Raw genomic sequence first — 9,202 nt, forward strand, 5'->3', positions numbered from 1 at the left:
CCCGGACGCGAGGCGTCCGGGCCCTTCTGTGAAATCCGGCAGTGCGCGGCAGTGGGCGCGGCGCGCAGGCAGCGCTCAGGCGGTCTGGTGCGTCGCCACCAGTGCCACGGCGGCCAGCAGAAGCAGCAGCATGCTCAGCAGCGCCACCGGGCTCAGCCCGCTGAACGGCCCGCCTTCCTGCTGCAGCCGCTCCCTGCTGGCACGGCAAACGCGGCAGCGGCCCTCGCTCACGGGCCCCGCGCAGTTGGCGCACACCAATCTGTCGTAGGTCATGCGCTTTCCTCCTCACCGCGCGGCGTCAGCCGCAGACAGTGTTCCTTCTCCGCACAACGCTCCGGGAAACGCGACCGTTCCCCTTACCACTGTGCCAGTTCCCGCCGGATTCGGCGCGGCCGACCCGATTCCGTACGGTCCGCCAGGGGTGGCGGGCGCCCCACATTCGTGATAATCCGCCCAACTCCGGTCGCGGACTGCGCGGGCCAGTCCGGGTCGCGTAAGGTCACGCTCACCTACTCCCGGCCGACCGTGGTGCATCTCGTGATCCGATTCGACAACGTCTCCAAGACTTACCCGAAGCAGAACCGTCCCGCGTTGCGCGATGTCTCCCTTGAGATCGAGAAGGGGGAGTTCGTCTTCCTGGTCGGTTCGTCCGGTTCCGGCAAGTCGACCTTCCTCAGACTCGTCCTGCGCGAGGAGCGCACGAGTCACGGCATGGTCCATGTGCTCGGCAAGGACCTCGCGCGGCTGTCCAACTGGAAGGTGCCGCAGATGCGCCGCCAGCTCGGCACCGTCTTCCAGGACTTCCGGCTGCTGCCCAACAAGACCGTCGCCGAGAACGTGGCGTTCGCGCAGGAGGTCATCGGCAAGCCGCGCGGGGAGACCCGCAAGGCCGTGCCCCAGGTCCTCGACCTGGTCGGCCTCGGCGGCAAGGAAGACCGGATGCCCGGTGAGCTGTCCGGTGGTGAGCAGCAGCGCGTCGCCATCGCGCGGGCCTTCGTCAACCGCCCCATGCTGCTGATCGCGGACGAGCCCACCGGCAACCTGGACCCGCAGACCTCCGTCGGCATCATGAAGCTGCTGGACCGGATCAACCGCACCGGTACGACCGTCGTGATGGCCACCCACGACCAGAACATCGTCGACCAGATGCGCAAGCGTGTGATCGAGCTCGAAGGCGGCCGGCTCGTGCGCGACCAGGTACGCGGCGTCTACGGCTACCAGCACTGACGCTGCCCGTCGAGCACTGACCGTCCAAAGCTGAAAGGACGCCATGCGCGCCCAGTTCGTCCTGTCGGAGATCGGTGTAGGTCTCCGCCGTAACCTCACGATGACCTTCGCAGTCGTCATCTCCGTAGCCCTCTCGCTCGCCCTGTTCGGCGGCGCGCTGCTCATGCGCGAGCAGGTCAGCACGATGAAGGACTACTGGTACGACAAGGTCAACGTCTCCATCTTCCTGTGCAACAAGGGCGATGCGGCGAGCGATCCCGCGTGCACCAAGGGCGCGGTCACAGGCGAGCAGAAGGCCCAGATCGAGGCCGATCTGAAGAAGATGAGCAACATCGTCGAGTCCGTCCACCACGAGGACTCCGACGAGGCGTACAAGCACTACCGGGAGCAGTACGGCGACACGGCCTTCGCCAGCACGATCACCCCGGACCAGATGGAGGAGTCCTTCCGCGTCAAGCTCAAGGACCCCGAGAAGTACAAGGTGGTGGCGACCGCCTTCGCCGGCCGGGACGGCGTGCAGTCCGTCCAGGACCAGCGCGACATCCTGCAGAACCTCTTCTCGCTGATGAACGGCATGAACATCGCCGCGCTCTGTGTCATGGCGCTGATGCTGGTGATCGCGCTGATGCTGATCGTCAACACCGTGCGCGTATCGGCGTTCAGCAGACGGCGCGAGACCGGCATCATGCGGCTCGTCGGCGCCTCCAGCTTCTACATCCAGACGCCGTTCATCATGGAGGCCGCGTTCGCCGGACTGATCGGCGGCGTGGTCGCGTGCGGAATGCTCATGCTCGGCCGGTACTTCCTGATCGACAGCGGTCTCGACCTGTCCCACAAGATGGAGCTCGTCAGGTTCATCGGCTGGGACGCGGTGTTCTCGAAGCTGCCGCTGGTGCTCGCGATCGGTCTGCTGATGCCGGCAGTTGCGGCTCTCGTCGCACTGCGCAAGTACCTCAGGGTGTGACAAGCGCCCCTGGCGTGGTGTCGCCAAGCTCCGGTCCGTCGCGCTGCGTTGTCCTAGACTCAACGCCATGTCCGGATCGGAGTCACCCCATTTCGGGCCCCGCGGAGTCCGCCGCGGGGCGGTCCTGACATTGGTGTTCGCGAGTGCGCTCGCCACTGCCGCCGCGACCAACTCCCTGCCGCAGGCCGACTCGGCGCCGCCCGTCATCCCGACGCGCGCCGTCGCCTCGACGGTCGACAGCGGCGAGGTCGCCGCGGCTGCGGCCAAGGCGATGGCCGACGGCAAGTCGGGCACGGAAGCGGCCGAGGAGGTCGTCAGCCGCAGCGGGGACCGCTGGGGCGCCGTGTACGACAAGGGCGAGTACGAGGAGTTCGAGCAGGCCCTCGACGGTGAGTACACCGGAGTGGGCCTCAGCGCCCGGCGTACGGCCGGGGGACTGATGGAGGTCACCCGGGTGCACCCCGGCGGCCCCGCCGCGGGAGCCGGCATCAGGGCGGGCGACACGGTCAGGGACATCGACGGCGCGGATGTGGCCGGCCGGCCCGTCACGGACGTGATGGCGCTGCTGCGCGGGGACGCGCTGGGGGAGGGCGGGGCGGGCAAGAGCGCCGGCGCCGGTACCCCCGTCGTCCTCGGTCTTGAGCGCGCGGGACACCGCTGGACCCGTACGCTGCGCCGCGCCCGGCTGTCGACCGAGTCCGTCACGGTCGGCAAGCTGACCGGCGGGGCCCGGATGATCAAGGTCGACGCGTTCACGAAGGGCTCGGGCGAGCAGGTGCGCGACGCCGTACGGGACGCGCCGCGCGGCGCCGGCATACTGCTCGACCTGCGGGGCAACGGCGGCGGGCTGGTCTCGGAGGCGGTCAAGGCCGCTTCGGCCTTCCTCGACGGCGGCCTCGTCGCGACGTACGACATAAAAGGCGCCCAGCGGGCGTTGTACGCGGACCCGGGCGGCGACACCGGACGCCCCGTGGTGGTGCTGGTCGACAGCGGCACGATGAGCGCGGCCGAGCTGGTCACCGGCGCCCTCCAGGACCGGGGACGATCCATCACCGTCGGCTCGCGTACGTTCGGCAAGGGCTCGGTCCAGATGCCGAGCACGCTGCCGGACGGCTCGGTCGCGGAGCTGACCGTCGGCCATTACCGCACGCCTGCGGGGCATACGGTCGACGGCAGGGGAATCACCCCGGATCTCGCGGCGAGCGACCATGCCGGACAGCAGGCGCAGACGGTCCTCAGCGGCCTCGGCGGCACGGCGTAAAGAAGTTGCGCCGTAGTGAGAAAATGGCAGGACTATGGCAAAGGAAAAAGGGCGCAAAATCATCGCCCAGAACAAGAAGGCGCGGCACGACTACCTGATTCTCGACACCTACGAGTGCGGTCTCGTGCTCACGGGCACGGAAGTGAAGTCGCTGCGTCAGGGGCGGGCGTCGTTGACGGACGGGTTCGTCCAGATTGACGGACATGAGGCATGGCTCCACCATGTCCATGTTCCTGAGTACAGCCAGGGAACGTGGACGAACCACACCGCCCGGCGTAAGCGCAAGCTGCTGATGCACCGGGCCGAGATCGACAAGCTGGAGTCCAAGTCGCAGGAATCGGGTCACACGATCGTGCCCCTCGCCCTGTACTTCAAGGACGGCCGGGCCAAGGTCGAGATCGCGCTGGCCAAGGGCAAGAAGGAGTACGACAAGCGCCAGACGCTGCGGGAGCGCCAGGACCGGCGCGAGACGGACCGGGCCGTCTCGGCGGTCAAGCGCAAGCAGCAGGCCTGACGCCGCGCGCCCCGGGTGGGAATACGGTGGCCCTCGGCCCTGTTGATCACGTACGATGGGTCGTGCACCTCGTAGCGGGTGCACGAGTTGAAAACAAAACATGGGGATGATCGGTTTCGACAGCGGATGTCGAAGCAGGGGAAGCGAGCCGAGAAAGCGGCAATGATCTCGTTAACCATATGTCGCAAAAAACAATCGCCAATTCTAAGCGCGATTCCTCCGCCTTCGCACTTGCTGCCTAATTAGCAGCTAGCGAAGACTCCGCGGAGTGTCAGCCCGGGAGTGTTCCCGACCCGGATCCTGGCATCAGCTAGGGGACTAAACCTGTAGGCCCGGTCACGGGACTTGCAGGGAAATCAAACAGTGACTGAGCCCGTCGGAGACTTGTCCGCGTGATCTCCGGGGCCGAGAAAATCGCAGCGGACTGCGCTCGGAGAAGTCCTGATTCCGCACCGTTGGACGCGGGTTCGATTCCCGCCATCTCCACAAACCCCATGTGAGGCCGAGGCCCCGCTGCCCACCCGGCAGCGGGGCCTCAGTCGTGTCCGGGCCCCACTGCCGCCGTGCCACTGTGACGTCGGGTAACACCGTGAACAATGATCGACTGCCGGTCGAATAGCCGGTGACCTCGACCACAGTGAACGGAAGGGACAGAAGTGGTCCGAAGAAACCAATTCCTGTCACCACGGCCGCAGTTGAGATAAATACTTGTCAGTAAGAAGTCGCCCCCGGATGGTTGCACGCATCCTTGTCACAGCATTGATGCACAGCAACCTGTCAAGCAGAACTACCGGCATCACTGGCGTGCGCTACATTCGTGGTCCGGGTGCAGTGTGGTAGGGGGCGGTCGGTCAGGTGGGGGCCTGATCGTCGGCATTTCCGGTCAGCCGTGCACGCACCCATGGGACATTAAGTGGGGGATGTGCACACCTGTGGAAAACTGGCGAGAGAATGCCCGCACGGGGCATATGCATGAGCCGAGCGATGTCACCATCGAACTCGACGGTCTGGGGCGTCAGCTCTCCGAGCTGCCTTCGGGCCCGAAGCACCCGCAGAAATCAGGTTCTGCGGAAGATGTAGATCAGGAAAGCTCCGACGGGCCCGTTTTTGTCGACGCTTCCGGGCGCCGGAGCAAGAAGTTCCGCCGGGCCGGCTGGATCCTGGCAGCGGTCTGCGCCTGCTACGCGGTGACGCTGGTCGTCGCGCTGATGGGCGGCAACTCGAGCGCGCCGTGGCTGAACATACCCGGGGTCAAGGTCGACAAGAAGTCGGACTCCGTCAAGGTCGAGAAGCCCGCTCCCTCGGGCAGTGCGTCCGACGGCGTGCTGCCGGGCGGTCCTTCGCTGCCGGTGCCGACGGACTCCAACGGCTCCCCGATCCCGGGGACTTCGGCCAGCGCGACGACCGGGGCCTCGGGAGTTCCCGCCCCCGGCGCGTCGGGTTCGGCGAAGCCGCCGAAGCAGACGCCCGGAGCGCCGGGGAAGCCCGATCCGGGCAACTCCGTGCCGGCGGGCGGTTCCGACCCGGGTGGTCCGACGACGACGGACGCTCCGCCGGAGACCACGCCGCCGGTCGAGACGCCGCCGGACACCCCGACACCGCCTGTCGAGACGACGGACGCGGGTACCGAACCCGCGGGCCCGCCGGCCGGCGACCCCCAGGCCATGGCCGCGGAAGGCGCTCAGTAGATGACTTCAACCGGCACGCGGGGCCGTAAGCGCAGCGGCGGCCCCGTCAGGAGACGCAGGCTGCCCATGCGGTACCTGCTTCCGACCTTTCTGCTCGTCGGCCTGGTGGCGATGATGTTGCTGCGCGGCTACGTGCACAACGAGATCATCCCGGACCACCGGGTGCGGCCACCTGCCTCCATCAGTCAGGTGCCCGACGACATCATCGAAGGCGGCCCCGTCATCGATTCGCGCGACAAGACGGCCAAGCCCAAGTCGCTGACCATACCGAAGCACAAACTTGTCCTCACCTTCGACGACGGCCCGGACCCGACCTGGTCGCCCCAGGTCCTCGACGTGCTGAAGAAGTACGGCGCGCACGCGACCTTCTTCGTCACGGGCACGATGACCTCGCAACACCCCGAGCTGGTCAGGCGCATGGTGGCCGAGGGGCACGAGGTCGGGGTGCACACCTTCGACCATCCCGACCTCTCCTACCAGTCGGCGTCCCGTATCAAGTGGGAGCTGTCGCAGACGCAGCTGGCGCTCGCCGGCGCCGCCGGGATCCGCTCCTCGCTCTTCCGGCCGCCGTACTCCTCGTTCGCCGACGCCATGGACAACAAGTCCTGGCCGGTGACGCAGTACATCGGCACCCTGGGCTACATCACGGTGCTCGACAGCACCGACAGTGAGGACTGGCAGCGCCCCGGCGTCTCGAAGATCATCGAGAACGCGACGCCGAAGCACGGCGACGGCGCCGTCGTCCTGATGCACGACTCCGGCGGTGACAGGTCCCAGACCGTCAAGGCGCTCAACACGTTCCTGCCGCAGATGCAGAAGGACGGCTACTCCTTCGACACGGTGACCCAGGCGCTCGGCGCGCCCAGCGCCCACACGCCGGTCACCGGCATCGACAAGTGGAAGGGCCGCGCGTTCATCGGCGCCGTCAGCTTCGCCGACCGGGGCACCGACGTCCTGATCGCCGGGCTCTCGGTGGTCGGCTTCCTGGTCATCCTGCGCTTCGGGCTGATGCTGGTGCTGTCCTTCGCGCACTCGCGCAAGGTGCGCCGCCGCAGGTTCCGCTGGGGCGCCCGCATCACCGAACCCGTCTCGGTCCTCGTCCCCGCGTACAACGAACGGGAATGCATAGCCAAGACGGTCAACTCGCTGATGCAGAGCGACCATCCGATCGAGGTCATCGTCATCGACGACGGCTCAACGGACGGTACGGCGGACATCGTCGAGGCGATGTGGCTGCCGAACGTACACGTCGTACGCCAGGAGAACGCGGGCAAGCCGGCCGCGCTCAACAACGGCATCGCGCACGCCAGTTACGACCTGGTCGTGATGATGGACGGCGACACCGTCTTCGAACCCGCCACCGTGCGCGAGCTGGTGCAGCCCTTCGGCGACCCGCGCGTCGGCGCCGTCGCCGGCAACGCCAAGGTCGGCAACCGCAACTCGCTCATCGGGGCCTGGCAGCACATCGAGTACGTGATGGGCTTCAACCTCGACCGCCGCATGTACGACCTGCTGCAGATCATGCCCACCATCCCGGGCGCGATCGGCGCCTTCCGGCGCACCGCGCTGGAGCGGGTCGGCGGGATGAGCGAGGACACCCTCGCCGAGGACACCGACATCACCATCGCCATGCACCGCGACGGCTGGCGTGTCGTCTACGCCGAGAAGGCGCGTGCCTGGACCGAGGCGCCGGAGTCCGTACAGCAGCTGTGGTCCCAGCGGTACCGCTGGAGTTACGGCACGATGCAGGCGATCTGGAAGCACCGCCGCTCCTTCATCGAGCGGGGGCCTTCGGGACGCTTCGGCCGGGTCGGCCTGCCACTGATCGCGCTGTTCATGATCGTGGCGCCGCTGCTCGCGCCGCTGATCGACCTCTTCCTGATCTACGGCCTGATCTTCGGGCCCACGGAGAAGACCATCATCGCCTGGCTCGGCGTCCTGGCGTTCCAGGCGATCTGCGCCGCGTACGCGTTCCGGCTCGACAAGGAACGCATGGTGCATCTGATCTCGCTGCCGCTCCAACAGGTCCTGTACCGCCAGCTCATGTACGTCGTGCTGGTGCAGTCCTGGATCACCGCGCTCACCGGCGGCCGGCTGCGCTGGCAGAAGCTCCGCCGTACCGGCGCCGTCCAGGCCCCCGGCTCGATCCCCACCCAGCGCGGTCACAGCGCGGGCGCCGACAGGAGGCCGGTGGGATGACCACCCCCTACGAAGCAGGCGGCACGGCCGCGCCCTATCCGAGCGCCGGGGCGGCCGCGCCCTACCCGGCCGCCGGGCCGACGGCGCCGTACGTCCAGCGGCCGGGGCCCGTGCCGCACGCGCGGCACAAGGCGGGGCCCAGGGGCCCCGACCCGACGCTCGCGCAGCCACCCGTGGCCGCCGAGGGCGAGGCGCCCAAGGCGTCGGGCCGTGACCGCTATCTGGATCTGCTGCGGGCCGTCGCGCTGGTGCGGGTCGTCGTCTTCCACATCTTCGGCTGGGCCTGGCTGACGATCCTCTTCCCCTCCATGGGCGTGATGTTCGCGCTGGCCGGCTCGCTGATGGCCAGGTCGCTCTCGCAGCGCACCTCGTGGAGCGTCATCCGGGGCCGACTGCGCAGGCTGCTGCCGCCGATGTGGGCGTTCGCCCTGCTGATCGTGCCGCTGCTCTTCGTCTCCGGCTTCAAGCCGGCCAGGGACGAGGGCATCTGGGGCCTGATCAAGCTCGCCAACTGGATCTTCCCGCTGGGCGCGCCGCCGTATCCGGACCCGGCCGGGTCCCCGGTGAGCTGGATGGACTCCAGCTGGGCCGACCAGGCGGCCGGACCGCTCTGGTACATCCGGGCCTATCTCTGGTTCGTGCTGGCGTCCCCGCTGCTGCTGTGGGCCTTCCGCAAGGTGCCGTGGGCGGCGCTGGCCTTCCCGATCGCCCTCACGGCCGTGATCACCACGGGTGTGGTGAACATCCCCGGTGAAACCGGTCTGGCGCTCACGGACTTCGGGGTCTACGGCAGCTGCTGGGTGCTCGGCTTCGCCCACAACGACGGCCTGTTCAAGAAGGTCCCGCGCTACATCACGGTCTCGCTCGCCGCCTTCGCGATGGCCTTCGCCCTCTGGTGGGCGCAGGGGCATCTGGGCGACGAGGGGTGGAACTTCGACGAGATGCCGCTGGTGCAGGCGATCTGGTCGCTCGGGTTCGTCGCCATCCTGCTCCAGTACTCGCCGTCCTGGCAGAAACTCCCGGGCAGGCTGGCTTCGTACGACTCGGTGATCACCCTCGCCAACAACCGGGCCGTGACGATCTATCTCTGGCACAACCTGCTGATCATGGCGACGTTCCCGCTGCTGGACCAGCTCTACAACGTGCCGGGCATGGACCGGTTCAACGGCGCGCTGGACGCCTCGTACTCGACGCTGCCGCTGATCCTGATCTGGCCGATGATAGGGATCATGATCATCGCCGTCGGGTGGGTGGAGGACCTGGCGGCCAAGCGCAGACCGCGGCTGTGGCCGAACGGCGTCATGTCCGGCAGGGCGAAGGGCGGCGGCAAGCCGCCCGCCCCCCGGGAG

The 9,202-nt window shown here is 67.8% G+C and carries 8 protein-coding genes and 1 other RNA gene; 8 read left to right on the top strand and 1 reads right to left on the bottom strand.

What is annotated here, in order from left to right; genetic code table 11:
- Positions 1-75 precede the first annotated feature (75 nt).
- Positions 76-273: a hypothetical protein gene (locus HY68_RS15355; RefSeq protein WP_041989108.1), complete on the bottom strand. Its 198-nt coding sequence runs from the start codon at positions 271-273 to the stop codon at positions 76-78.
- Positions 274-537: 264 nt separating this feature from the next.
- Between HY68_RS15355 and ftsE the strand changes: the two genes are divergently transcribed.
- From ftsE to HY68_RS15390, 8 genes are all read left to right on the top strand, one after another.
- On the top strand, positions 538-1,227 hold the full coding sequence (gene ftsE / locus HY68_RS15360; protein ID WP_041996136.1) for a cell division ATP-binding protein FtsE: 690 nt from the start codon (positions 538-540) through the stop codon (positions 1,225-1,227).
- 43 nt (positions 1,228-1,270) lie between these two features.
- The gene (gene ftsX, locus HY68_RS15365) at positions 1,271-2,191 is read left to right on the top strand and encodes a permease-like cell division protein FtsX (protein ID WP_041989109.1); all 921 of its coding nucleotides are present in this window, start codon (positions 1,271-1,273) and stop codon (positions 2,189-2,191) included.
- Between the two features lie 67 nt (positions 2,192-2,258).
- Positions 2,259-3,452: a S41 family peptidase gene (locus HY68_RS15370; protein ID WP_041989111.1), complete on the top strand. Its 1,194-nt coding sequence runs from the start codon at positions 2,259-2,261 to the stop codon at positions 3,450-3,452.
- A gap of 34 nt (positions 3,453-3,486) precedes the next feature.
- The gene (gene smpB, locus HY68_RS15375; protein WP_041989112.1) at positions 3,487-3,966 is read left to right on the top strand and encodes an SsrA-binding protein SmpB; all 480 of its coding nucleotides are present in this window, start codon (positions 3,487-3,489) and stop codon (positions 3,964-3,966) included.
- A gap of 102 nt (positions 3,967-4,068) precedes the next feature.
- Positions 4,069-4,455: a transfer-messenger RNA gene (ssrA, locus tag HY68_RS40090) on the top strand.
- A gap of 479 nt (positions 4,456-4,934) precedes the next feature.
- Positions 4,935-5,654 carry a hypothetical protein gene (locus HY68_RS15380; protein WP_052457097.1) on the top strand — a complete coding sequence of 240 codons (720 nt, stop codon included), beginning with the start codon at positions 4,935-4,937 and terminating at the stop codon, positions 5,652-5,654.
- Between the two features lie 66 nt (positions 5,655-5,720).
- Complete coding sequence (locus tag HY68_RS15385; RefSeq protein WP_041989114.1) at positions 5,721-7,853, top strand: bifunctional polysaccharide deacetylase/glycosyltransferase family 2 protein; 2,133 nt, start codon at positions 5,721-5,723, stop codon at positions 7,851-7,853.
- Positions 7,850-9,202 (top strand): acyltransferase (locus HY68_RS15390; protein WP_063779648.1); only part of this gene is annotated, 1,353 nt, incomplete at its 3' end. The genes HY68_RS15385 and HY68_RS15390, both read left to right, overlap by 4 nt.

The organism is Streptomyces sp. AcH 505 (assembly GCF_000818175.1).
GTDB lineage: Bacteria > Actinomycetota > Actinomycetes > Streptomycetales > Streptomycetaceae > Streptomyces.

What these genes read in the sequence shown, in the direction of transcription:
- ftsX (WP_041989109.1), top strand. Translation starts at nt 1,271, where the DNA reads ATGCGCGCCCAGTTCGTCCTGTCGGAGATCGGTGTAGGTCTCCGCCGT.
- HY68_RS15385 (WP_041989114.1), top strand. Translation starts at nt 5,721, where the DNA reads ATGCGGTACCTGCTTCCGACCTTTCTGCTCGTCGGCCTGGTGGCGATG.
- HY68_RS15370 (WP_041989111.1), top strand. Translation starts at nt 2,259, where the DNA reads ATGTCCGGATCGGAGTCACCCCATTTCGGGCCCCGCGGAGTCCGCCGC.
- HY68_RS15355 (WP_041989108.1), bottom strand. Translation starts at nt 273, where the DNA reads ATGACCTACGACAGATTGGTGTGCGCCAACTGCGCGGGGCCCGTGAGC.
- HY68_RS15380 (WP_052457097.1), top strand. Translation starts at nt 4,935, where the DNA reads ATGCATGAGCCGAGCGATGTCACCATCGAACTCGACGGTCTGGGGCGT.
- smpB (WP_041989112.1), top strand. Translation starts at nt 3,487, where the DNA reads ATGGCAAAGGAAAAAGGGCGCAAAATCATCGCCCAGAACAAGAAGGCG.